At 53.3% G+C, this 24,689-nt stretch carries 23 protein-coding genes; 5 read left to right on the top strand and 18 right to left on the bottom strand.

Going from position 1 to position 24,689, the window contains the following annotated elements:
* Positions 1–98: 98 nt before the first annotated feature.
* The 6 genes from NSU01_RS22160 to NSU01_RS22185 all read right to left on the bottom strand — a co-directional run bounded on the left by NSU01_RS22160 (position 99) and on the right by NSU01_RS22185 (position 6,916).
* Positions 99–1,064: an oligopeptide/dipeptide ABC transporter ATP-binding protein gene (locus tag NSU01_RS22160; RefSeq protein ID WP_076243316.1), complete on the bottom strand. Its 966-nt coding sequence runs from the start codon at positions 1,062–1,064 to the stop codon at positions 99–101.
* Complete coding sequence (locus tag NSU01_RS22165) at positions 1,057–2,040, bottom strand: ABC transporter ATP-binding protein (protein WP_076243317.1); 984 nt, start codon at positions 2,038–2,040, stop codon at positions 1,057–1,059. Before NSU01_RS22165 ends, NSU01_RS22160 begins: the two co-directional genes overlap by 8 nt.
* A gap of 12 nt (positions 2,041–2,052) precedes the next feature.
* Positions 2,053–2,976, bottom strand: coding sequence for an oligopeptide ABC transporter permease (gene opp4C, locus NSU01_RS22170; RefSeq protein WP_042138518.1), 924 nt, complete (start codon positions 2,974–2,976; stop codon positions 2,053–2,055).
* 15 nt (positions 2,977–2,991) lie between these two features.
* Positions 2,992–3,945 (bottom strand): ABC transporter permease, encoded by a 954-nt coding sequence (locus NSU01_RS22175; protein ID WP_042138520.1) that lies wholly within the window; start codon positions 3,943–3,945, stop codon positions 2,992–2,994.
* 58 nt (positions 3,946–4,003) lie between these two features.
* Positions 4,004–5,773 carry an ABC transporter substrate-binding protein gene (locus NSU01_RS22180; RefSeq protein WP_076243318.1) on the bottom strand — a complete coding sequence of 590 codons (1,770 nt, stop codon included), beginning with the start codon at positions 5,771–5,773 and terminating at the stop codon, positions 4,004–4,006.
* A 240-nt stretch (positions 5,774–6,013) separates the two neighbouring features.
* Complete coding sequence (locus NSU01_RS22185; RefSeq protein WP_042138523.1) at positions 6,014–6,916, bottom strand: winged helix-turn-helix domain-containing protein; 903 nt, start codon at positions 6,914–6,916, stop codon at positions 6,014–6,016.
* A gap of 211 nt (positions 6,917–7,127) precedes the next feature.
* On the opposite strand from NSU01_RS22185, the gene NSU01_RS22190 reads away from it, so the two are divergent.
* The 3 genes from NSU01_RS22190 to NSU01_RS22200 all read left to right on the top strand — a co-directional run bounded on the left by NSU01_RS22190 (position 7,128) and on the right by NSU01_RS22200 (position 9,558).
* Positions 7,128–7,403 carry a GNAT family N-acetyltransferase gene (locus NSU01_RS22190; RefSeq protein WP_042138525.1) on the top strand — a complete coding sequence of 92 codons (276 nt, stop codon included), beginning with the start codon at positions 7,128–7,130 and terminating at the stop codon, positions 7,401–7,403.
* A 12-nt stretch (positions 7,404–7,415) separates the two neighbouring features.
* Entirely contained in the window at positions 7,416–8,267 is an 852-nt protein-coding gene (locus NSU01_RS22195) for a GNAT family N-acetyltransferase (RefSeq protein ID WP_042138527.1), read from the top strand.
* 220 nt (positions 8,268–8,487) lie between these two features.
* On the top strand, positions 8,488–9,558 hold the full coding sequence (locus tag NSU01_RS22200) for an SDR family oxidoreductase (RefSeq protein WP_076243319.1): 1,071 nt from the start codon (positions 8,488–8,490) through the stop codon (positions 9,556–9,558).
* Between the two features lie 44 nt (positions 9,559–9,602).
* On the opposite strand, the gene NSU01_RS22205 is transcribed toward NSU01_RS22200, so the two are convergent.
* The 6 genes from NSU01_RS22205 to NSU01_RS22230 all read right to left on the bottom strand — a co-directional run bounded on the left by NSU01_RS22205 (position 9,603) and on the right by NSU01_RS22230 (position 13,554).
* On the bottom strand, positions 9,603–9,971 hold the full coding sequence (locus tag NSU01_RS22205) for a helix-turn-helix domain-containing protein (RefSeq protein WP_076243320.1): 369 nt from the start codon (positions 9,969–9,971) through the stop codon (positions 9,603–9,605).
* A 77-nt stretch (positions 9,972–10,048) separates the two neighbouring features.
* Positions 10,049–10,795: a hypothetical protein gene (locus NSU01_RS22210; RefSeq protein WP_144026032.1), complete on the bottom strand. Its 747-nt coding sequence runs from the start codon at positions 10,793–10,795 to the stop codon at positions 10,049–10,051.
* Positions 10,796–10,830: 35 nt separating this feature from the next.
* On the bottom strand, positions 10,831–11,283 hold the full coding sequence (locus tag NSU01_RS22215) for a flavodoxin (RefSeq protein WP_039309205.1): 453 nt from the start codon (positions 11,281–11,283) through the stop codon (positions 10,831–10,833).
* Between the two features lie 358 nt (positions 11,284–11,641).
* Positions 11,642–12,007, bottom strand: a complete 366-nt coding sequence (locus tag NSU01_RS22220) for a VOC family protein (RefSeq protein ID WP_042138533.1) — start codon at positions 12,005–12,007, stop codon at positions 11,642–11,644.
* Between the two features lie 110 nt (positions 12,008–12,117).
* Entirely contained in the window at positions 12,118–12,990 is an 873-nt protein-coding gene (locus NSU01_RS22225; protein ID WP_042138535.1) for a helix-turn-helix domain-containing protein, read from the bottom strand.
* Between the two features lie 54 nt (positions 12,991–13,044).
* Positions 13,045–13,554, bottom strand: coding sequence for a hypothetical protein (locus NSU01_RS22230; protein WP_076243322.1), 510 nt, complete (start codon positions 13,552–13,554; stop codon positions 13,045–13,047).
* A 161-nt stretch (positions 13,555–13,715) separates the two neighbouring features.
* Here NSU01_RS22230 and NSU01_RS22235 point away from each other — a divergent pair, with 161 nt between their 5' ends.
* Together NSU01_RS22235 and NSU01_RS22240 are read left to right on the top strand one after the other, a co-directional pair.
* On the top strand, positions 13,716–14,579 hold the full coding sequence (locus NSU01_RS22235) for a class I SAM-dependent methyltransferase (RefSeq protein WP_042138537.1): 864 nt from the start codon (positions 13,716–13,718) through the stop codon (positions 14,577–14,579).
* Positions 14,580–14,582: 3 nt separating this feature from the next.
* Positions 14,583–15,329, top strand: a complete 747-nt coding sequence (locus tag NSU01_RS22240; protein ID WP_076243323.1) for an RluA family pseudouridine synthase — start codon at positions 14,583–14,585, stop codon at positions 15,327–15,329.
* A gap of 55 nt (positions 15,330–15,384) precedes the next feature.
* On the opposite strand, the gene NSU01_RS22245 is transcribed toward NSU01_RS22240, so the two are convergent.
* From NSU01_RS22245 to NSU01_RS22270, 6 genes are all read right to left on the bottom strand, one after another.
* On the bottom strand, positions 15,385–15,822 hold the full coding sequence (locus NSU01_RS22245) for a MarR family transcriptional regulator (protein WP_039309191.1): 438 nt from the start codon (positions 15,820–15,822) through the stop codon (positions 15,385–15,387).
* 547 nt (positions 15,823–16,369) lie between these two features.
* The gene (gene gyrA, locus NSU01_RS22250) at positions 16,370–18,811 is read right to left on the bottom strand and encodes a DNA gyrase subunit A (protein ID WP_076243324.1); all 2,442 of its coding nucleotides are present in this window, start codon (positions 18,809–18,811) and stop codon (positions 16,370–16,372) included.
* Between the two features lie 611 nt (positions 18,812–19,422).
* Entirely contained in the window at positions 19,423–21,405 is a 1,983-nt protein-coding gene (gene parE / locus NSU01_RS22255) for a DNA topoisomerase IV subunit B (RefSeq protein WP_042138544.1), read from the bottom strand.
* A 72-nt stretch (positions 21,406–21,477) separates the two neighbouring features.
* Complete coding sequence (locus tag NSU01_RS22260; protein WP_039307732.1) at positions 21,478–22,467, bottom strand: ABC transporter permease; 990 nt, start codon at positions 22,465–22,467, stop codon at positions 21,478–21,480.
* A complete protein-coding gene (locus NSU01_RS22265; protein WP_256703800.1) occupies positions 22,460–23,440 on the bottom strand; it encodes an ABC transporter ATP-binding protein in 981 nt (326 codons plus the stop codon). The genes NSU01_RS22260 and NSU01_RS22265 overlap by 8 nt, the downstream gene beginning before the upstream one ends.
* Before the next feature lie 72 nt (positions 23,441–23,512).
* Complete coding sequence (locus tag NSU01_RS22270; protein ID WP_076243325.1) at positions 23,513–24,442, bottom strand: GDSL-type esterase/lipase family protein; 930 nt, start codon at positions 24,440–24,442, stop codon at positions 23,513–23,515.
* Positions 24,443–24,689: the final 247 nt, after the last annotated feature.

The following is a 24,689-nucleotide window of genomic DNA, read 5'->3' on the forward strand; positions in this document are numbered from 1 at the left end:
TATTAACCATATTTGCCTGCTGTGGAATCAGTATAGCACTGGGAAGTAGGCAAGTCAAAATAGGTTGATATTCAATTTAAATCCATATTTAATATTTATTATACTAAATGACAGGCTACAAAATGTCCTGCGCCAGCGTCCCGGAACAGCGGAATCTCCGCCTTGCAGACCTCTACGGCAAAAGGGCAGCGCGTATGAAATTTGCAGCCTGAAGGCGGATTCGCCGGGCTTGGAATATCGCCTTTCAGCACGATCCGCTCCCGCTTCAGCCGGGGGACCGGCACGGGTACGGCAGACAGCAGCGCCTTCGTATAGGGATGCAGCGGATGCTGGAACAGCTCGTCCCTGGAGGCGGTCTCCACCATCGATCCCAGATACATCACGCCGATCCTGGAGCATAGATGCTCCACTACGCTAAGATCATGGGAAATGAACAGATAGGCAAGGCCTTTGCTCTGCTGCAGCTTGCTGAACAGATTGATAATCTGCGCCTGAATAGACACATCGAGCGCCGACACCGGCTCATCCGCAATAATCAGCTCCGGGTTCAGGATCAGCGCCCGGGCAATGCCGATCCGCTGGCGCTGTCCGCCGGAGAATTCATGCGGGAAGCGGTCGATATGATAAGAAGATAAGCCGCAGGCCTTCATGGCCTCCAGCACCAGATCCCGCACCTCCCCCCTCGTGCATAATCCATGGTCCAGCAGCGCTTCGCCTATCGCATCGCCAACCCTCACTCTCGGATTAAGCGCACTGTAAGGGTCCTGGAAGATCAGCTGCATCTGCGGCCGGATCAGGCGCATGTCCGCAGCGGACAGGCTGTGGATGTCCACTCCCTTGAACTTTACCTCACCGTCCGTTTTATCCGTCAGCCGCAGCACTGTCCGTCCCACCGTGCTTTTGCCGCTGCCGGATTCGCCGACAAGGCCGAAGGTCTCGCCCGGCTGAAGCGTAATGCTGATGTCGTCCACAGCCTTCACATGCCCCACTGTGCGGCCCAGCAGCCCTTGTTTTACCGGGAAGTACTTCTTCAGAGATTTAACTTCCAGCAGCGCTTCAGACATACACTTCCGCCTCCTCATACAGCCAGCAGGCTACCTTCTGCCCGCTTCCGGTTTCCTGCAGCTGCGGCTGGCGGGTGCGGCAGACGTCCATGCAATGTCCGCACCGGTCATGGAAGTAGCATGAAGGCTCAAGCGCAAGCGGACTGGGCACCTGGCCGGGAATGGAATAGAGCTCCTCCAGGCGCTGGCCCATGACGGGCTTGGACTTCAGCAGCCCCCGCGTATACGGATGCTTGGGATTCCGGAACAGCTCTACCACACCGCCCTCCTCAACGATCTGGCCGGAGTACATGACAATGACATAATCGGCCATCTCGGCCACTACGCCAAGATCATGGGTAATCAGCAGGATTGACATGCCCGAGTGCTCCTTGAACCCGCGCAGCAGATCAAGGATTTGCGCCTGAATCGTCACATCCAGTGCGGTCGTCGGCTCGTCCGCAATCAGCAGCTTGGGCCCGCAGGAGATTGCGATTGCAATCATAATCCGCTGCAGCATGCCTCCGCTCAGCTCGTGGGGATAGCTGCCCATAATCTGTTCCGGACGGGATATCCCCACCTGGGTGATCAGTTCAATGGCCAGGGCCCGGGCTTGCTTCTTGTTCATTCTGAGATGAACCAGGAGCGGCTCCATAATCTGCTCGCCAATTCTCATGACCGGATTCAGTGACGACATCGGCTCCTGAAAAATCATAGCGATCTCATTGCCGCGGATGCTGCGCAGTGTATTTTTGTCCAGCCGGAGTAAATCTTCTCCCCGGAAATCAATGCTTCCCCCGGCAATCTTACCGCCCGGCTCTTCCACCAGCCCCATAATCGACATGGCGGTGACACTTTTGCCGCAGCCGGATTCACCGACAATGCAGACCGTCTCGCCTTCCCGGATACTGAAGCTTACCTCATCAACTGCGGTCACCTTCCCGTCCTCTGTGAAGAACACGGTGCTTAGACGGTCTATATTCATTAAAGGCTTCATCGTTATGGCCACCTACCTCTTCTGTTTAGGATCAAGCACGTCTCTGAGGCCGTCACCAAAGATATTAATCGCAATAACCGTTGCAAAAATCGATAACCCCGGCGGAATCCACAGCCATGGCCGGTCCTGGAAATCGAGGATATTATTCGCCGCATCAATCATGTTCCCCCAGGTCGGCGTAGGCGGCATAACCCCCAGCCCGAAGAAGCTGAGCACCGATTCGCTGAGAATCGCACCGCCAATATTCAGCGTAGCCATAACGATCAGCAGCGGAACAATATTCGGCAGCAGATGGCCAAACAGCTTCCTGCGGTCGCGCAGACCCAGCACCACGGCGGCCTGCATGAATTCGCGTTCCCGCAGGCTGAGCATCTGTCCCCGTACCATCCGCGCCAGCCCCGGCCAGTTCACCATGCTCAGCATGAGCATGACAATGTACATCCGGTAATCCGTTGGAATCTTCCATTCCGAGAGCAGCGCACCGAAGATGAACAGCAGCGGAAGGCCGGGAATGGTCATCAGCAGATCGGCGATCCGCATAATGATCTGGTCCAGCAGACCGCCGTAATATCCGGCAACCGCACCGAGCAGCGCTCCCAGGAACACAGACAGCACCATGGAAGCCAGACCCACCGTAAGAGAGATACGCCCGGCCTGCATGACCCGGGTTAAGATATCCCGTCCCAGCGCGTCTGTCCCCAGCCAATGCTGTAAATTCGGGGCCTTGTTCATCATCGCCATATTGATTTTGTTATCCGTATACGGCGAGAAGAACGGTCCGATGAAACATAACACAAACATAAATAAGACCACCGCGAAGCCCGCCACCGCCAGCTTGTTGTGCAGAAGCCTCAGCAGGGATTGCCGGAACAGGGAAGATTTCCTCAGGTTAGCCTGTGGTCCCGTTATTTCGCTTACTCTGCTGTCAGCTGCCATAAGATCCTCCCCCTCCTATAACCGGACACGCGGATCAGCCACCCTGTACAGAATATCCGAGAGCAGTGTTCCGATTACGGTCAGAATAGCCAGAAACATCGTAAAGCCCATCAGCAGCGGGTAATCCCTCAGTCCGAAGGACTTCATATACAATTGGCCGATGCCCGGCCAGTTAAAGATTTGCTCAATAATAATGGAACCCCCGAACAGCGCGGGCAGCTCGAAGCCGACCAGGGTGATCGCAGGCAGCAGCGCATTGCGCAGTGCATGGGTGAACAGCACCTTCCGCTCCTTCAGCCCTTTGGCTCTGGCCGTACGGATATAGTCCTGCTTGAGCACATCGATCATATTGCTGCGGAAATAACGGGTTAATGAACCCAGACCCAGCAGCGTCATGACGATGACCGGCAGGGTCATATGATGCACCACTTCTTTGAAGTAGGCGAACCCGGTGGCATTGCTGCCTGTAGTCATCATTCCCCCCGGCGGCAGCCATTTCAGGTCAACGGCCAGAATCTTGATCAGGAACAGGCCGATGAAGAACGACGGGAGCGACATCGCCGCGAAGATCGCAATCATTACCAGCGTGTCGAACCAGGAGTATTGCTTATAGGCAGAAATGACACCGATGATCACAGCAATCAGCCAGGTGAGGAACGTAGAGACAGCGGCCAGCAAAAAAGAATTCCAGATATAATCACCGAACAGCTGAAGCACCGGCTTCTGCTGGGCAAGTGAATATCCGAAATCCCCGTGAAAAGCATTGTTCATCCAAGTCCCGTAACGTTCCAGCACCGGCTTGTTCAGGCCGTAAATCTCCCGCAGCTCCGCTTTGCGCTCTGCAGTCAGCTTAATATTTCCGGTAATGAAATCACCCGGGGTAAGTGCATACAGGCAGAAGATCAGCAGCGATGCGGCAAACAGGATGATCAGCATATACAGCATTCTTTTGGTCAGATAAGTGCTCATGATCGGCTCCTTAGGATTCATCCCCTGCCCATGACGCAGGCAGGGGATGAACAATTCTTTATTTCAGAGTCCAGTTTGGCAGGCTGCCGGCAAGACCGATGAACGGACTGACCGATAGATTCTGGATGCGGCCGTTATAGGCATATACTGTTTTCTTGTAATTGGTGAAAATAATCGGCAGTTCATCGTTGAACAGCTGATACAGCTCTTTATAGACTGCTTTGCGCTGTTCAATATCTGTAGTTGCCAGCGCTTTGTTGTACAGCTCCACGAATTTCGGATTCTCATAATCGGTGATTTCGCCGTCGAAGAACTGCATGAAGCCGTCCGCCGGATCCGTCAGCATGCTGGTGGAGTACGATACGAGATCATAATCCCCGCTTTCCGTCTTGGAGACCAGCGAGTTGAAGTCAGCGAAGATCTCCGGCTGGAAGTCGATGCCGAGCGCAGCGAAGTTCTCTTTGGCCACCGCGATGAAAATATCCGAGTTCTTGCTCTTGCTCGCCAGATAATGAATGCTCAGCGGCTTCCCGTCCTTCTCGCGGATACCGCCTGCCCCTACGGTCCAGCCTGCCTCATCCAGCAGCTTATTCGCTTGGTCCGGATCATATTTATAAGGATTGATCCCTTCTTCTGTATAGGACCAGGAGATCGGCGAAGCCGGAATGTTGGCCACAGCACCCGCGCCTTCAGCAGCATCTACATAGATGCTCTGCCGGTCCAGTCCATAGGCAATCGCCTGTCTGACCCGCTTATCCTTCAGCTGCTCATGCTTCAGGTTGACCTGCATGTAGCCGTAAGTGCTCGGGGTATAAGGAAGAATGTTTACATAACCCAGTTCCTTCAGCTTCCCGATATTTTCTTCCGTAGCCGGGAAGGACGCGTAGTCCACCTCACCCGTCTCAAGGAACTGCCAGGCATCGCCGGTCGTTGTTTTGTAGATAAAATGCTCTGTCTTTGGCTTGCCTTTGAAGTAGTTCTCATTGGCTACAAGACGGACCTCTTGTCCGGGAATGAATTTCTCCAGCTTATAAGGGCCGTCGCCCAGCGGCTTCTCATGCAGCTTCTTGATGTACTCCAGCTGGCCGAACTTATAGTCCTTGCCATAGTAAGCCTTCGACAGCACATTGGAGCCGAGAGTCACCAGCGCCGTAGCATTAGGCTGTTCCAGCGTAACCGATATTGTCTGCGGATCAATGACTTTAATGCCTTCTATAGTCTGGGCAGTTCCCGCTTTGTAAGCTTCGCCGCCCTTCACCTTCAGCGATGGAAGTGATGAGCCTCCGTCATAGGCTTTGTCGTACTGGATCGTCCAGGTGAACGCCACATCATCCGCAGTGAGCGGTGAGCCGTCGCTGAACTTCAGGTCTTTGTGCAGGTGGAACGTATATGTAAGCTGATCCGCCGCCACCTCCCAGCTCTCGGCAAGCTCCGGGGTTGGCACACCCTTGTCATCTACCGTCACGAGAGACGCATAGAGCAGTGAGGATACATTGCCGTCATAGCCGCTCTCCTGGAAATAAGGGGTGAACGCACCGCTCGGATCGGTAAGACCGACGATGATTGTATCGGTGCGCTTCTGGGCGACTGCGGGCAGCTTGGTAAGATCGGTTGCTGTAAAAGGCTCGCTGAGCGCACCGGCAGGTACAACCGCCGGGGATACCGCTGCTTCCGTACCGCCAGCCGCTGCACCCGGATCAGCTGTTGCTGCCGTGTTTACAGGGGTGTCCGTGGATGCTGCATCCGTGTTGCCGTTCTCCGAGCAGGCGGACAGCAGCAGTGAACCGGCGATTAACAATGAGGATAATAAAAGCGTACTTTTTCTCATGACATCATCTCTTTTCTCTCCATTTTATAAATACTAACAATTCCTACCCACTAAGTATGATTAAAGACCGATAGTTCACATTATAGAAAGTAAAAGTTGTTCTGTAAAGAGAGAACTTTAAATTAATTCTTCCCAAACAGAATAAAATTGGATGATCGCAGCAAAAAAGCCAAAATCTTCTCCATAACAGAAGTAGACTTTGGCTTTGGCGAGGCACAGGAATATTAGGCAACGCTATATTTACTTCAAATAAGCAAACAGCTGTTCATTCATCTGCTGAATCCCCTCAAGCCGCAGACTGTAAGAGGTGACGTTCTCTCCTTCGATATAAGCATTGAGCAGACCGGCGCTCCTGAGACTGGAGATATGATCATGGACAATGCCCTTGGACAGGCCGGCCTGTCTGGCAATTTCCGTGAACGATTTGCGTTCTCCGCCCAGTGACTTCAGGATCTTCAGCCGGCTCTTCTCGCCCAGACTGCGGAGCGTCCGGTGCATGGACGGCGGGATTTCCTCTTCAGCAATTTGAATTTTCCCGGCATAGTGACATATCGTCAGCGGACCAAAATTATAGATAATATTGATCGGCTGGAAGTGAAACTGCGGGATCAGCACAAGCCTGCGCAGACCGTCACCCGGCATGAAATAGAATCCGTTTGTAGTCTTATTCACAAAATCGGCTACCGGGCTGCCGGCCAGCGCCTGTCTCCGTTCCTCCGCATGCTGCTGCAGCTTCTTAATGATATCCGGACTACAGCTGCTGAAGTATTGCCGGTTCCACTCCGACAGCAGGAAGACCATGCGGCTGCGGTACTGCTCCATTTGTACCGGGAATACACTGACATAACCTGCGAGAGCCTCGTACATCTCTCCTACGGACAGGCCTTCCAGCCACTCCAGCACACGCTCCACGCTGTCTTTGTCCGGACACAGATAGATCAGCAGATTAAGCAGCTTCCAGTCATTGTCGAGATCTGTCTCTTCCAGTGCTTCCAGCAGTTCGGGGCTTAAGCCGCGTGATACTTCTGCCGCCCAGGGTGTACCCAGATCTATCTTTTTACTTCCCTTCTTGCATATAAACGTATGTATGCTGCTGATTAATTCATATACCGGCTGAAAATGAACCTCAACCTCGTAATCCATGGCTATTCCTCCTGATGCAACTTCTATTCGTTACAGCGTTAGTGCCTTAATCTTAGGGCATCGGGAAGCCAATGTGCAAGTCATTCCGCTTTTACTGACCTTGTATGGAATACGTATGTTATATTGCTGGCATTCCTGCCATGCCTTTTCTCGCTTTTTGCCGGGCAGGGTAGTAAAATATAGGCAATACACCGGAATGGAGTGAAGAAACATGGAACAGATTGCTAAGGGAGAAGGACGTTTCTATATAGCTGGTGACGGTAAGGACCTTGCCGAGATTACATACAGAACGGAAGAGACTACAGGTAACCTCGTGATTGATCATACCTATGTCTCCGAAGAGCTGCGCGGTCAGGGTGCCGGGGAGAAGCTTGTGCGGGCGGTCGTTGACCTGGCCCGGGAAGAGAAAGTTAAAATTGTGCCTGAGTGCCCGTATGCGGCCCATCAATTCGAGAAGCACACGGAGTACCGGGATCTGCTGACATAGGGGGAAGATAGATTGACTACGGCTGATACACTGAAAGAAATAGAAGAACTGCAGCAGCGCTGCGAGCAATACGAAGGCATCACACTCAAGCTGAATTGGGACATGCTGCGGCTGCCGGCCGGAACAGGCGGAGTGGAATGGCTGGTGACCTATGAAGAGGAGCTGCTGGTCGGCTTCATCGGGTTATACAATATCGGCGGGGACATGGAAGTCTGCGGCATGGTACGGCCGGGATACCGCCGCCGGGGCATCTTCAGCTCGCTCTGGCAACGGGCGCAGACCCTCATCTCACGAAGTAAGATTAAGACGCTGCTGTTGAATACGCCCGCGGCCTCAGCCTCAGGTACTGCTTATCTGAAGACACTGCCGCTGGAATTCAGCCACGCGGAATTTCAGATGAAATGGGATGGCGCAGCCAAGAATCATGGGGCCTCTGAAGCAAGTTCAGCCGCCGGTAACGTTATGCTCCGGCCTGCACGTGCCGACGAGACTCCGGTGCTAATCGCCTTCGATTGCGACGGATTCAACATGACGGAGGAAGACGCCGCCGAAACGTACACGCAGCTTGAGCTCGAAGGCTCCCAGGAGCATATCATCATCGAGATGAACGGCCAGCCTGCCGGCAAAATGCGGCTGTGGTCCGAAGACAACGAAACCTGGATCTATGGCCTTACCGTAGACAAGAATCTGCGCGGCCTCGGCATCGGCCGGAGTGCCCTGATGCAGACTATTGAACGGGAACAGCGGAATTACAACGGTGTGAACCTCGAGGTTGCCCTGGATAATCCGAATGCGCTGAAGCTCTACGAGAGCTGCGGGTTCGTCATTCTGAACCAGCAGGATTACTACCGTGCTGCGCTCTGAACCTTGAAGCATCATTGTTAGCCGGCTGAATAACTGTTCCGAATTACAGTAATCTGACTGTCAAGCATCCTTTCCTCCGGGCCGACCTGCCCTCAGGAAAGGATGCTTTTTGTTGTCCTTATGTTACCTCAAGGTACCTATATGACCTCAAAGTGCGTACTGTTCAGCACTCCTGAGGCAATACATAATGATGGCATACTTTGGCGAAGGAGAGCTGCACATGAACCCTATGGATTCAGACTTACGTAAAACAGCACTTGTAATCGGCGCGAACGGCGTCATAGGGCGCAACCTGATTGATCATCTGGCTGCGCTTCCCGATTGGGATATCATCGGCGTGTCGCGCCGCGGAGGGCTGGACACCAGCCGTGTGCGTTATATAGCTGCAGATTTACTCGACCCGTCGGAGAGCCGGCGGAAGCTTGGCGGTCTGGCGGAGGTGACGCATATTTTCTATGCCGCCTATCAGGACCGGCCTACCTGGGCAGAGCTGGTCCCTCCTAATCTGGCTATGCTTGTTCACGCGGTTGAAGCGGTCGAACCTGCGGCGCGCCGGCTGCAACACATCAGCCTCATGCAGGGCTATAAGGTATATGGCGCGCATCTCGGCCCGTTCAAAACACCGGCACGCGAAACTGATGCCAATCATATGCCGCCTGAATTCAATATTGCGCAGCAGGATTATCTGGAAGAGAAGCAGTCTGGCAAAAGCTGGACCTGGTCGGCGCTGCGGCCTTCCGTCGTCTGCGGATATGCTCTCGGCAATCCCATGAACCTGGCGATGGTAATCGCCATTTATGCCTCCATGTCGAAGGAACTGGGAATTCCGCTGCGCTTCCCCGGCAAGCCGGGCGCCTATCACAGCCTGCTTGAGATGACAGATGCCGGTCTGCTGGCCAGAGCAACGGTGTGGGCAGCAACGGAACCGCGCTGTGCCAATCAGGCCTTCAATATCACCAACGGTGATCTGTTCCGCTGGAACGAGCTGTGGCCCAAGATTGCCTCCAGCTTCGGGCTGGACACGGCCCCCCCGCTCCAGATGTCCCTGTCTGATGCCATGCAGGACAAAGAGCCGCTCTGGAACCGGATGGTCGGGAAATACGGGCTGGAGCCGAACAGCTATGCTAGTGTCTCCTCGTGGGCATTCGGTGATTTCGTATTCTCCTGGGACTATGATTTCTTTGCCGACAGCACCAAATCCCGCCGCGCAGGATTCCTTGAGTTTATGGATACGGAAGCCATGTTTATGAACATCTTCGCGGATCTCCGCCACCGCCGGATCATTCCCTGATCCGCGCAGAACAGCCGGTCTCTGAAATTCAGAGACCGGCTGTTCTATTCTTCCTTCTGCGGTTGGGAGAGCACAACTGCCGTATCCCCGTACACCCTATAGACATGGGCATCGCCCCATCTGCACATCAGATGCAGAATCTCCTTGAGGCTCCAGCCGTAGTCGGTCAGCTCATACTCCACTCTGGGAGGCACCACATTATACGAGGTTCTTGTAATCACCCCGTCCGCTTCCAGCTCCCGCAATTGCTGCGTTAGCACCTTCTGTGTAATGAACGGCATTTGGCTGATGAACTCCCCGTTGCGCTTCTTCCCAAAGGTGAGCAAGAACAAAATGACCGGCTTCCACTTGCCCCCAATCACTTCGAGTGTCGCTTCCACTCCGGTGTTGTAGGTTCTAATTCCTTCAGACATGGGCCAAGGACACCTCCTATGGCTTAACCATATCTTCTTTGAACGCCCCCTGCAAGGATTACGCCGAAGTTCCCGTTCTACATCAGCCCGTATCCGCGAAGGATAGGCTCATCCCGGTCGTTCCGGCGGTTTCCGTATTTCATGCAGCCTTCCGCATGCTCTTCCCGTTCCAGGAACACAGACAGCAGGCGCACATAGTCGAGCGACTCCTGCAGCGGGATGCCCGCTCCGTCAAAGATATGCCGGCGTCCATCCAGAAGCGAATAGATTCCGATCGTTTCTGCAGGTTTCCCGTAGGCCTGATGACAGAAGACGCTGGCCATATGCAGAAAGCCGGTGATGACATCTTCATTCCCGCTCACCATGAATTTCTGGATATTCAGACAACGCCCCTCCTGCCCCGAGCTCCAGGCGAGCTGAAAAATCATCGCCAGTTCAATTTCAAGCTCCGGCACAGGAACATGCCACTGTTCATACAGCATCACCGGAATCTCACCGGTGTGATTGCCGGCAACAATCCGCATCAGCTCATCGGCAACCGCTTGCTTGATATCCCAATAATGCATCAGGGAAGGAAAAGCATGACCCTTCGGCGGCCAGCGGCGCTCCAGCAGAAATTGCACAGGCGTCTCCCGGCGCACCTCAGGCTGCAGACTGTAGAAGTCATTAAGCGTATGTCCGACTGCGTACTGGACCTGCTGTCTCCAGCGGGGAACTCCCGTGGCCGGAGCTCCGCTTCCGTTCATCTCCGCTCCGCCCAGCATGATATGCTCCATCCTGAAATCATTCAGCCGGCTGTAGCGGACAGTCCCTGCATCCTGCATCTTTCCTGCGAAGCATCCTGCCGCGGCGCCCATCCTTAAGAAACCGCCGCGCAGGTCTCGATGAACTGGCGTCCGAAGCTGCGGCAGGCGTCTTTCTCTGCTGCGTTCGGCCCGTACTCAATCTTCAGGCTGGCCTGTACGATCTCGGCACCGCGTTCCTTCAGCTTCTCTTCAATCTGATCAACCGCTCCGCAGTAGATTTCATAACCGGTATCTCCGCTTCCGAAGGCGGCAGCCTTGCAGGAGCTGAGGTCGAGCTCATCCATCTCTTCATAGAAGTCAAGGAATTCATCCGGCAGCTCGCCGTCCCCCCATGTATACGCACCCAGCAGCACAGCTTCGTAAGCCTTTATCTCATCCGCATTGCAGTCAGTGACCGATTTCAGCACGGCCTCTCCGCCTGCCTGGCGTATCCCTTCCACAATCAGTTCAGCGATTTCCTCCGTATTGCCTGTCAGGCTGGCATATGCCACTAGCACCTTAGCCATCACTCTGTCCTCCCAAGGTAAATATGAAATGTATTCTGTATAGTCCATCTCAAAAGGCAACCATGTTTTGCTAATCTCATTCTATTTGATAATGATTATCATTGTCAATATTTTAAAAGCTGGCCGCTCCGGGAAATTAGGCATACTTGTCCCCGATAACAGAAGCAGCGGCAATGCCGGACTTGAACTGCTGTCCGGCATTGCCGCTGATCTTTATCCATATTTTCAGATGAAATGCATAGAAGAATGCCAAACCTATTCACCTTTGCCGTCCGAACAAATTTCGATAAGATTCCCCTCCGGATCAGCGATAAAACAGACAGTCCATACGGTTCAGTTGTACTCCACCGCAAATGGATTAATATCCGCCTTCCAGCAGGGTAATGCCGTTGCCGTCCGGATCACGGAAATTCATTTCTTTCCCGCCGTATTCCATCGTTACCGGAGGCTGACAATCCAGTCCTTTCCCCTTCAGCTGCTCATAAGTTTCGTCCAGGCTGCTGCAGGAGAACACCAGATTCACGGCTCCTGTCGTGAGCTTCTCCCACTTGCTCTCATCCCATATAATGATCCCCGGCTGGCTGCGGTCGAAACCAATCTTCGCCCCGTCATACTGGCCATAGCCTTCAAACGGAATAGGGACTCCCAGTACCTCGGAATAGAATGCCGCGAGCGCCGCCGGGTCCTTGCTGTACAGATTGATACCGTCAAAACTTGTAATCATAACTTAAATCTCCTTCCGCTCAATAGCTGTAGTATGATCCGGCTGTGGTTAGCCTGTCTGACCTCATTGTACTTCTGCCCTGCCGGGATTGTATTGCAAAAAAACGACATTCAGTTCCGCGCATAGCTCAGCGCATCCAGCGGTGTTCTGCCGGCAAATTTCCGGAAATTGTTGATGAAATGCGATTGGTGGCTGTAGCCGTAAGCAAATACAATATCCTGCAGCCCGCCTCTGTGCAGCGGTGTCCGGTACAGATCCAGCCAGACATTCTGGAAGCGGACAAGATCTGCCACTTTTTTGGGCGGAAGTCCGATATGCTGGCGGAACAGGCGTTCAAGCTGGCGGCTGCTGAAGCCTGAGCTAAGCTCCAGCTCCCCTGCACTCACCACCCCGCGGGACTTAAGCATCCTGTGGACAGCGTTCATCATCCCGTCACTGCTGCGGCCGGCATTCTCCAGCCTGCGCAGGAGGAACAATTCTGCCATGGCAATGCGTTCCGACATCGTTTGTGTCCCCCGCAGCTTGTCTCCCAGCTCCCTGCGGAAGGAACGGAAATATTGCTCCACCGGAACGTGGACATTCAGCACATCCTGCAGCTGCTCATCTGCAAACAGATGAACCGCCCAGAAATGAAAACGGATAGCGAAACGCTGTCTCCCCGCAGGCTGCCGGGCTTGTCCCGCCTCAAACGGGGTGTCATTAATGCCGCAAAATATTCCGTCAGCCTCCCCTGTACGCTCATCCCATTCCCATATGATATCCATACAACTGTCCGGTATGATCGTTTCCGTCCGCTTACTTATAACTGCTCCGTTATGCCCTTGTGCAATTTCAACGGATTGCGCTTCCTGCTGCTCACCCGGCGGCGGTACAGTCCCCCAGAAACAGCGGATGTACGGCTCCAGCAGCCTGCCGGGCAGATACTCGCCGCCCCCGGCCGGGTTCGCGGTGATCGGGTAATACAGCTCCGAGAGGTTGAACATAACATCCGGCCTCACCTTCGTAACGCTTAGGCAGCAGAGGACGGAATTAGCCGTTCATCTGCGCCTAAGCTCATATATTTTATAACCGCCTGTAGTAACTTCATTATTTGGTTTGATCTTGTCATGAAGCCTGATATCTTCAGAGAACTGTTTACTAATTCCGCTGGCCGTATAAGATATGTTCATATGCAGCACCGACCGTCCGGTAAGTCTCAGATCTTCAATAACGCCTCCGCCTTCTATAGGCATTACATCACTTACAATGAATGGCTTGCTTGAAGCTAAATCGATAACTTCGACCCCGTCAATGGCTCCATTAAGTATCACATTATCAACCATAGTATCACCGCCGGTCAGCTCCAGAAACCAGCCTCCAGCCAAATAGACAGCATGAGGCGCTGCGGCCAGATTTATATTTTGTACGGAGAAATCCTCTGTAACGACATCTATCCGGTATTCTTCAAGCCCGCTGTGCAGTGTAATCTGATCATACACAATCAGTGCAAGAAGTGCCAGCAGTACTACCAGCCCGATCACCCTGTACTTTACCTTCGTAATTTTCATGGTTCAGCCTGCTCTCCTATACTTTTTTTGGTAATATTATACACCGGCGAACTCTTGGCTAAAATGAGAATAGTCGCAGCTTTGCAACCATTATGTTTGTAGCAGCGTGCTTATATGTTGTACAATAAAGGCTAAATGACTTTTTGAAGGATGGATTAATAATGTATTTAGCAAGTGACTGGAAGGACTATGAAGTGATTGATACCGGAGGCGGAGAGAAGCTAGAACGCTGGGGCGATATTATGCTGCGCCGCCCGGACCCGCAGATCATCTGGCCGCTGGCCAGCGAGAGTGCCAAATGGCGTGATGTTCACGGACACTATCACCGCAGTTCCGCCGGGGGCGGACAATGGGAAATGAAGAAAAGCATTCCGGATGACTGGAAAATCGCCTACGGCAAGCTGAAGTTCCATCTCCGTCCAACGAACTTTAAGCACACGGGTCTCTTCCCTGAGCAGGCAGCCAACTGGCGCTGGATGATGGACAAGATCGCTGCGGCTAACCGCCCGATTTCCGTGCTTAACCTGTTCGCATATACCGGCGGAGCAACCGTTGCAGCGGCAAGTGCCGGAGCTTCCGTAGTTCATGTCGATGCCGCTAAGGGCATGGTTCAGTGGGCGAAGGAGAATGTAGCCTTGTCCGGGCTTGCCGACAAGCCGGTCCGCTACATTACAGATGATGTGTTCAAGTTCGTGCAGCGTGAACAGCGCCGCGGCAGCAAATATGATGCAATTATCATGGACCCGCCTTCCTATGGAAGAGGCCCGGGCGGTGAAATGTGGAAGCTCGAAGCCAGTCTCTATCCGTTCCTGGAGAGCTGCATGGAGATTATGAGCGACCGGCCTTTGTTCATGCTGATTAACTCTTACACAACGGGCATTTCGCCTACCGTACTGCGCAATATGCTGTCAATGACCATGGGCAAGCGCTACGGCGGCAAGCTTACCTCCGGTGAGATCGGACTGCCGATTACATCCTCCGGCATGAATCTGCCTTGCGGAATTCTGGGCCGCTGGGAGGCGTAAGCCATGACCGCGCAGAACAACGAAACAACCGGGAAGTCCGGCAGCGGACAGTCCCGGTTCGAGATTTTATATGAGGACAACCATCTTCTGGGCATCGTGAAGCCCGTTAACATTCCGGTGCAGGAGGATGCTACAGGCGATGCGGATCTGCTGACCCTGCTGAAGGAAGATGTTAAGGAACGTTACGCCAAGCCGGGGAATGTCTTCATGGGCCTCGTTCACCGGCTGGACCGGCCTGTAGGCGGCGCGATGATCTTCGCCAAGACCTCGAAGGCAGCCTCGCGGCTGTCTGAGAGCGTCCGCACCCACGCCTTCCACAAGGTGTACCTGACCGTCGTTCATGGCAAACCCCCTGCATCCCAGGGACGGCTGATTAATACGCTGCTGAAGGATGAGCGGAGCAACACGGTCAGTATTGTCCGCCCAGGAACACCGGGCGGCAAGGAAGCGATTCTCGATTATACGGTACTCGGCAGCGCTGAGGGCTACACCCTGCTCAAGATCGATCTGCTTACCGGACGCTCCCACCAGATCCGCGTACAGCTGAGCGGCATCGGCTGCCCGCTGTACGGAGATCAGAAGTATGGTGCCGCAGTGAACAGACCCGGACAGCAGATTGCGCTGTGGTCAGCACTGGTCGGGTTCCCGCATCCGGTGACCAAAGAGGAAGTTGAATTAATCTCCCTGCCTCCACAGACCCATCCCTGGAATCTGTGGACCCCGCAGAACCAAAAGCAGGCTATCCGGTAACGGACAGCCTGCTTTTGTGTGTATGCATATATATGAGGTCAACACTGGACATCTATTAAGGAGTCGAACCTTCCGGTGCCGGAGCGGGAGCTACCGCCATCTTCCCCATCAGATAGAGCAGCAGCTGCTGGTTATGTGATGAAATGGGATCGAGCGCTTCGGCAAAAAAATCACTGCGGATCTTCAGTCCGCGCGAGGTCTCGTTCTTGCCTGTCTCGGTGATGCTCACCCAGACGATCCGCCTGTCGGAGGCATCTCGTTCACGGATAATGAGATTATGCTTCTCCATCCGGTCAAGCAGCATAGTTACAGCCGCCGGGCTGGTGGCCAGATGCGGAGCCAAATCAGAAGGTTTCATCGCGTCACGTTCCTGCAGCAATTCCAGTACGGTAAGCTGGGCATCGGTCAGTGTAGGGGCAAGCTTGCTATCCATATGTAGCTTATAGTCCTTTAATATCTTATGCCAGATTTTACTGAATTCAGTGGAGTGCACACTTATTCCTTCCTTTCCCTGCGGATCTCTATCCGGTATACCTAAACATTTTCGCGAAAAAAATTCCATTTCCTGCAAAAGAAAAAAATAAAATCACGGCCGCTAGTGAATTTGAGGTATGTACTTACAGATTTCTTAATGAACCCGCTGTTTGTGGTGGAGATGGAGTGACTGCTGGTTGAACGAAAACTCCGCACCAATTCCTGCATGAAATACAACATTCCCCTTATGATTTCGGCCTTAAATCTAGAATTGTTGTATAAAAGGCAGCATTCCCCATCTATAAAGAACCTTAGCGGGGGTTATTCTTGTATTTCATACAACAATACCTATGCATACACTGGTATCCATGAATCAAAGTTGTAATACCTGCAACATTAGGCATTCTATACACTACTTGACGTGACTCGGAGCGAACCGTGTAATTCTCCGCTGCCTGACCATACTTGTAAATCCCGCTAATACAAATAAACGGCGTTCGGAGCTCTGTAGACCAGAGCAGCCGAACGCCGTTTGAATTATTTAATATTCTAAGCTTCTGCCCCGGCTATTTAACTGCGGGGTACAGGCTGATGATCTCATCCTTCTTCTCGACAGCAACCAGCTGCTTGCCGATGGAACGGCGCTCACCAAGCGGTGCCGATTCGGAGGAGAAGGCATGAACCGCACCGCTCTGGGTGATGGCGGTCAGCTCCAGGGGCTCCTTGCAGTAGAAGGCCCCCACAAGCCTGCTGCCATTCGGGCGAACCCGTTTGCCTTCTTTGAACTCGAATGTCGGCATCCCTTTGCCTCCGCGGCTCTGGGAAGGGTAATCCAGCAGCAGAGAGCGTTTGGCGTAGCCAATCTCGGTAACCGCAAGAATCTCCCCTTCGTCCTCACTGACCCAGAAGCTGGAGACGACCTCGTCGCCTTCTCGCAGCTGAATCCCTCTTACCCCTGTGGCCACACGGCCCATAGGGTTGACTTCACTCTCCCGGAAGCGGATGCTCATCCCTTCACGGGTCACAAGCACGATGTCCTTGTCTCCGCTGCTCAGCGCCACTGTAATGATCTCATCACCGTCAGCTACCTTACAGGCGGCCACGGCTCCGGAACGGCTTGTAGAGTACTCCTTGAGCTCTGTACGCTTCACCTGTCCCTTACGGGTGACAAAGACCAGACTTGCCAGCGGGTCCTCCAGGTTGCCGACCGGCAGCACACTGACAATGCCATCGCCCTTGGCGAGGCCGATCACGTTCACGATCGCGGTACCAGGCTCCTTCCATTTAAATTCCGGTATCTGATGAACCGGAAGCAGGAAGTATTGGCCCTTGCGGGTGAACACAAGCAGGCTGTCCCGGGTATTCAGGTCCAGCAGCCTGACGATATGGTCGCCGTCCTTGACACCCGATGAGTGGCGCTCTCCGCCTGAACGGGTGAAGGATGGCATGCCTGTCCGCTTGATATAGCCACCCTCTGAAATGGCGACCAGCACATCCTCCGCATTCACTAGAACCTCCATGCTGACCTTCAATTCCTCCACTTCACCCTGAATCAGTGAACGGCGGTCGATCCCGTATTTATCACGGATCTCCAGCAGCTCTTTGCGGATGACCGCAATCAGCTTCTTGTCACTGTCCAGAATGCCCTGCAGGACAGCAATCTTGGCATGCATCTCATCAAGCTCCTTCTGGAGCGAATGAATCTCCAGATTGGTTAACCGGTACAGCTGCAAGGTAAGGATGGAATCGGCCTGGCGTTCGCTGAAGCCGAACATCCACACCAGATTATTCTGGGCATCCTGGCGGTTCTTCGACGCCTTGATTGCGGCGATCACTTCATCCAGAATGTTCAGAGCCTTAACCAGCCCTTCCAGGACATGGGCCCGGTCCTCTGCCCGCTCCAGATCAAACAGGGTGCGGTGGGTAACCACTTCACGCTGATGGGCGATATAGGCTTCAAGGATCGACTTCAGGCCGAGCTGCTGCGGAGCCTTGTTAACGATGGCCACCATGTTGAAGTTGTAGGTGATCTGCAGATCGGTTTTTTTGAGCAGGTAGGCCAGAATACCATTCGCATCGGCTTCCTTCTTCAGCTCCACCACTATCCGCAGACCTTCACGGCCGCTCTCGTCGCGGACTTCGGCGATGCCTTCGATCTTCTTCTCCAGGCGGATATTCTCCATGGAGGTCACGAGCCGCGACTTCACAATCTGGAAGGGAACCTCGGTAATAACGATCTGCTGCTTGCCGCCGCGCAGGTTCTCAATCTCCGTCTTCGAGCGCAGATAGATGCGGCCTTTACCTGTACGGTACGCGTCCATAATGCCGTCGCCGCCCATAATCGTTCCGCCTGTAGGGAAGTCGGGACCTTTGATGAAGGTCATGATGTCCTCCAGTGCGATGTCCGGCTTCTGCATGACAGCGATACAGGCATCGATGACTTCACGCAGGTTATGCGGCGGAATTTCCGTGGCGAACCCGGCAGAGATCCCGCTTGTCCCGTTGACAAGCAGATTCGGATAACGGGATGGAACCACGACCGGCTCCTTTGCCGTATTATCGAAATTGTCCTTGAAAAGTACGGTGCGTTTCTCAATATCACGCATCATCTCCAAAGCGATTGGAGACAGGCGCGCTTCTGTATAACGCATAGCTGCTGCAGGGTCATCATCCATCGAACCCCAATTGCCGTGTCCGTCGACAAGCACATGTCCCATCTTCCAGGGCTGAGCCATCCGGACCATCCCGTCGTAGATCGAGGAGTCTCCATGAGGATGGTAGTTACCCATGACGTCACCGACTGTTTTGGCCGACTTGCGGTATGGCTTATCCGGCGTGTTGCCAGAGTCGTACATCGCATACAGAATCCGGCGCTGCACGGGCTTCAGCCCGTCGCGGACGTCCGGAATCGCCCGGTCCTGAATGATATATTTGGAATACCGGCCAAATCGGTCACCAACGACCTCTTCCAGAAAAGCCGGCAAAAATTGCTCTGATAAACTGCTCATTCACTTTTCACCTTCTGTTCCTCAATCTGTCCACGTTTGTAATGATTGATGATCTGACTGCTGCGCGCCTGGGATATTCGATTCGTATTGCCTCAAGGCTCTTAAGAATAAAACTAAACAAATCAGTGTTAAGCCGTAACTGCGGTGAGTTTTGGACTTCCGCGCTGTTATCCCCATATTTCTTGAATCATACCGCTTCTATATAGATTGAACTTGTATTTTTTCTATTATGGGATTGCCGTGACTCCAGAGAATGTTTGGCCCTCCGGCCGCTGTTGTCTGCAGATTTCTTGAATTTAACCGCTGTTCGCGGTGGAAATCCGCAGACAAAGGCGGACGCTGACGCTCCTACAGTTCCAAAATTCTCCTCCGCCACTTTTCCCTTTTTAGTATATTTTCAAGTTCAATCTAAATAGCGGTAATAATCCGGAAACAAAGGCGGACGCTGCGCTACTACAGTTCCAAACTCACACTCCGTTACTAACCACCTTATTTAGCTTCGCTTTATTCTAAAGTTCTGGCGGCAATCCGCGAATATCCCATTCGCTGCGCTTAAAGTGATCATCAAAAAATTAAAAACAGCGGAAGTAATCGTCACTGCCCGCTAACCTCTACTCTACTATTTCTGTAAAGTCGACGTTCTCGACAATCCAGCGCTTACGCGGATCAACCTTGTCGCCCATCAGTGTGGAGACGCGGCGTTCCGCCTTGGCGGCATCCTCGATCTGCACCTGCAGCAGCGTGCGCGAATCCGGATTCATCGTTGTTTCCCACAGCTGATCAGGGTTCATCTCACCGAGTCCCTTGTACCGCTGCAGCTCGAAATTCTTACCGAATTCCTTCAGGTAATTCTGCAGCTCCTCATCGCTCCAGGCGTAGCGGACTGTTTCCAGCTTACCCGATTTACGCGTCAGCTTATACAGCGGCGGCTGGGCAATGAAGACCTTGCCGGCATCGATCAGAGGCTTCATATAGCGGTAGAAGAAGGTCAGCAGCAGCACCTGAATATGCGCACCGTCCGTATCGGCATCGGTCATAATGATAATTTTGGAATAATTGCTGTCTTCCACGGCAAAATCAGGACCAATGCCCGCACCAATCGCCGATATAATCGCCTTGTATTCATCGTTCTTCAAGATATCCAGCAGCTTGGCCTTCTCCGGATTCATCGGCTTCCCCTTCAGAGGAAGAATGGCCTGAATCTTCGAATCACGGCCCTGCTTGGCTGAGCCTCCGGCGGAGTCGCCTTCTACGATGAAGATTTCGGTACGCGTAACATCCTTGGATTGTGCAGGCGACAGCTTACCGCCAAGATTCGAGCTCTCGCTGCGTTTCTTGCCGCTGCGGATTTCATCGCGGGCTTTGCGGGCCGCTTCGCGCGCCTTGGACGCCTGGATCGATTTCTTCAGCAGGCTCTGCGCGACCTGGGGATTCTCCTCGAGGAAGCGCGCCATTTTCTCCGAGACAATAAAGTCCACGGCACTGCGTGCAGAAGCACTACCCAGCTGATCCTTCGTCTGTCCGACAAATTCCACATCCGACATCTTAATGCTGATAACCGCCATCATTCCCTCACGGAGATCATTACCCTCCAGATTCTTATCCTTCTCCTTAAGCAGCTGCGTCCGCCGGGCGTAGTCATTCAGCACACGGGTATAGGCTGTCTTGAAGCCGGTCTCATGCGTCCCGCCGCTGCGCGTAGGAATCGAGTTGACGAAAGAAGCAATGGTCTCCGTGTACCCCGCATTGTATTGCAGCGCAATTTCCACTTCAATCTCATCCTTCTCGGAGCTGAAATGAACCACATCATGCAAGACATCCTTGCCCTCATTGAGGAACTGTACAAACTGGCTCGCGCCGCCCTCATAAAAGAACTCATCCTGCCGTCCGCTCCGCTCATCGCTGAGGTTGATCCGCAGGCCCGAGTTCAGGAAGGCAATCTCCTGCACCCGTTCCGCGAGTGTGTCGTAATTCAGTGAAATGCCAGTCGGGAAGACGCGAATATCCGGCTTGAAGGTGATCTTCGAACCGGTCTTATTCGTATTCCCCAGTACCTCAAGGCCAGTCACAGGCTCGCCGACATGTTCTTTCCCGCTTTTGTCGACCCAATATTCGAAGCGTTGCCGGTGGATCTTGCCTTCACGGTAAATCTCCACTTCCAGCCACTCGGACAAAGCATTGGTTACTGATGCCCCTACGCCATGCAGACCGCCCGATTTCTTGTAGCCGGAGCCTCCGAATTTACCACCCGCATGCAGAATGGTGAAAACAACCTGCGGAGTCGGCACTCCCGTCTTGTGCATTCCGGTCGGAATTCCCCGTCCGTTGTCAATTACGGTGACCGATCCGTCCTTGCGGAGTGTAATATCAATCTTCGAGCAAAACTTGGCCAAATGCTCATCTACGGCATTGTCCACTATTTCCCATACTAAATGGTGCAGTCCCGAGGAACTCGTACTGCCAATATACATGCCGGGCCGTTTGCGGACCGCAACCAGACCTTCGAGCACCTGAATGTCGTCAGCATCGTATCCAGTCCGGCCCACTTCGGCGTTCTTAGAGACTTTTGCAAACATATCGATCTGTTCGAGCATTCATGCTCCTCCTTCTTGTGTCTTACTATCTCTATAAAATGCAAACAAACGTTTTCGTTCACTTTGTACATTCTAATTCAAAATATCCCGTTTCGTAAAGACGGCGAATGAAATGATTACTGCAGCCAGTCCCCAAATCGCCAATACCGCCATCGAAAATGCCAGTGTCATGCCCTCAATCGGTGCTGGAGTACCTGCTAAATACCCGGTAAGCTCCATATTAACCATAAATAAATATTTGGCCGCAGTCCAGGCAGAAGCCATATTCGTCAGGATCGTGCCTGCAATCAGCGCCGCCATCATCACCACTATACTGGCTGCCGTACTGCGTACCAGAACCGACACCATGAAAGCCAGCAGAGCAACAACTACGCTGACGAACCAGATCAAACCGCCCTGCATCAGCAGGTATTTCCATTGCGGCACAGCGTGAACCGTGGTCATATCGACCGTATCCCCGCTCAGCTGGAAGCCTGTGAACACCGGAACATTGAATCCTTTGTATCCAAAGGCCAGCCCCGACACCAGATAGCTGATGATAAAAGCAGACAGGACGATTAAGGAGACAAACATCATGAGGGCCGTCATTTTACTGAACAGCACCTTCCAGCGTTTGACCGGACGCGTCAGCAGCATCTTGATTGTTCCTGTCGTTCTCTCCCCGGAGACCAGATCCGAGGCCACCGCCATAATCAGCAGCGGAATGAACAGGGACACGGAATTGTCCAGAAATTCACGGGTAAAGGTAACGCCGCTCGGCTCGTTCGGATTCACATCGTGATCCAGATAATACTGCAGCTGCTGGACAAAAATCCGCCGGTACGACTTCCATTCTTCCGGAATCCGGTCGCTGCCGAGGGAGTTCTGGTTATCGGTAATCTGCTGCTGGACCTCCAGCCTCCAGTCAGAGTTAAACTTATCCCGGCTGCGTTCCGCTATACGCATCTGTGCATAGGTAAACATAGGCACAAGCACAAGCAGAATGAGCAGGATGACATAAAACCGTTTCTTTTTTATGATTTTGAGGCACTCATTGCGGATGAGCGGCAGCAGGTTAGTCAATAGTTTCACCTTCCGTTAGCTTCAAGAATAGCTGTTCCAGTGTAGGGTTGATTTTATGCACAGCCCGGACCTCAACCTCTCTAGTAACCAGTACGGCGACAATTTCCGGGATTAAATCCTCCTCCATAACCGTGATCAGGGAATTCACTCCCATGCCTGCGATAATGGAGTCGTCCAGTGTTACCTCATCCAGCTCCAGCAGATGGATATCCGGCCGGCCGTTTAATAGTTCTCTAGCCCGATTCAGCGGCTCCAGCTCCCACAGGACGTATGGAGAATTGCGGGCAACCAGCTCGTCCACACCGCCTACGGCGAGTACCCGCCCTTTACTGATGATCGCCACACGGTCGCACAGCAGCTGAATCTCGCTCAGCAGATGGCTGGAGACGAACACGGCAAGCCCTTCATCCGCCAGCTTGCGGATGAATTCGCGCAGCTCCTTGATGCCCTTCGGGTCCAGGCCGTTCGTCGGCTCATCCAGAATCAGCAGCCGTGGCCGGCCCAAGAGTGCCTGGGCAATGCCCAGCCGCTGGCGCATCCCCAGTGAATACGTGCTCACCTTGTCATGAATACGCTGATCCAGCCGTACAATATCCACTACCTCGGCAATTCTCGCCTTGTCCACACCGGGCTGCATGCGGGCGAAATGCTGCAGGTTCTCCCAGCCTGTCAGATACGTATACACCTCGGGGTTTTCGACGATGGAGCCAACGTATTGCAATGCTTTTTCCGGGTCACGGTTCACATTATAGCCGCAGACGGTAATCGTGCCCTCACTTGGCCGGATCAGGTCAACCAGCATGCGGATCGTTGTGGTTTTGCCGGCCCCATTGGGACCGAGGAAGCCGAAAATCTCACCTTTCCGGACGTCAAACGTAACATCATCTATGATCCATTTACGGCCGATTTTTTTGCGGACCCCTTGTACGGACAGGACTACCTCCACGGAGGCTTCTTGCATTGGTTTAGCCATCTCTATACAACTCCTTGCTGCGGTCATTTCTGTTCAGAATGTTCCCTGCCCTGCTCCATTCCCTGTCCCAGGTTAATGTACAGCCTGTACAATCCGCTCACTCATCCGCTGATAACCGTCCCCGTTCGGGTGGAAGTGGTCATTCGAGAGATACTTGTCCAGATGCCGGTTGAACAAATCGAAGGTCGGAACGAGCGTCATATTGCTGTGGGTGTTGATGATATCCATCGCTGCATTGTTCCAGGCGGTTACAGCCTGATTACCCGGAACCAGCAGGTCCGCAATATCTCCGAAGGGATTATACAATCCCACGTAATAAATCTGTGCCTGCGGATTAATCCCGGCAATGGTGTCAAGAATACTGCCCAGCCGCCCCGATGCATCAGGCAGAGCCGAGAGCAGAGATTCGGGGGTTAATTCGTCGGTGGAGGCTGTAGGCACGGGTGCTGAACCTTCTACCGTGTTATTCGCAGCGGATTCAGTCTCCAGCGGCGCTATTCCGTCCGCAGGATTCTCCGTATCTGCTGACGATACTGCCTCTCCGCTGCTGCTGCCTGTCCCCAGAATATCCGAGCCGCGGAACAGGTCATTGCCGCCTATAGAGATCAGGATTACATTCGCCTGGCGGAGCGCGTACTGCACACCCTCCTCCTGAAGCTTGCTCTGCAGTCCGGCTGTGGTTAAGCCGTTAATGCCCATGTTGCCGAGCAGCTCCGCCTTGCCTCCGTCCGCCGATAACGCCTCCAGCGTACGCTTCACAAACCCCTGTCCGGAATTGTCGCCGGTCCCTTTGGCCAGAGAATCCCCCAGCGCCAGTATCTTCAATTCATCCGTTGCCGCGGCTGTCGGTGCAGCTGTTTCCTGCGGGAGAGAAGACAGGAGTGTCTCCCCTTTGGGATTGATAATATCGCTTACCGCATACACAAACCCTGTAATTAAAAGTAAAGTTGCCAGGATGGATACCAGGCCCACTGCCCTCCAGGTCCATTTGGAATCGTTCAATGCTATCCCTCCGTATGCCGATCTATTCTCTATTGTTCCACATTTTACAAACTTCTTAACTATGTAGATAAACATAATTCTTCTTTGCTTAATTTGCAAATAAAGCGGGGGTTTTGGTGAAAGGCGCGGCTGCGGTGATTTTGGACTTCCGGCCGCTGTTTTCCCCAGCTTTTTTTGATCTGTACCGCTCTTCGCGGTGATAATCTGGTGACAAAGGCGGTCGCTCCCCCTCCTACAGTTCCATAAT

It is taken from the genome of Paenibacillus sp. FSL H8-0259 (genome assembly GCF_037963255.1).
Taxonomy (GTDB): domain Bacteria; phylum Bacillota; class Bacilli; order Paenibacillales; family Paenibacillaceae; genus Paenibacillus_AQ; species Paenibacillus_AQ phytohabitans.